The following is a 261-nucleotide window of genomic DNA, read 5'->3' on the forward strand; positions in this document are numbered from 1 at the left end:
GGACTCGAACCAACGACCCCCGCGTTATCAACACGGTGCTCTAACCAGCTGAGCTACAGCCCCAAATGCTGTTCTTTATATTGACAGTCGATAAGTGTGAACGCTTGATGAGTGAGTCATTGCTGACCCGTGCGACTCTAGAAAGGAGGTGATCCAGCCGCACCTTCCGATACGGCTACCTTGTTACGACTTCACCCCAGTCACGAATCCTACCGTGGTAAGCGCCCTCCTTGCGGTTAAGCTACCTACTTCTGGTAAAAC

At 52.1% G+C, this 261-nt stretch carries 1 rRNA gene; it reads right to left on the reverse strand.

Annotation, left to right across the window (positions count from 1 at the left end):
- Positions 1 to 141: 141 nt before the first annotated feature.
- Positions 142 to 261 (reverse strand): 16S ribosomal RNA (locus MRBLMU1_RS29555); the annotation flags it as partial.

This window comes from Burkholderia sp. LMU1-1-1.1 (genome assembly GCF_040675865.1).
Taxonomy (GTDB): Bacteria; Pseudomonadota; Gammaproteobacteria; order Burkholderiales; family Burkholderiaceae_D; genus Rugamonas.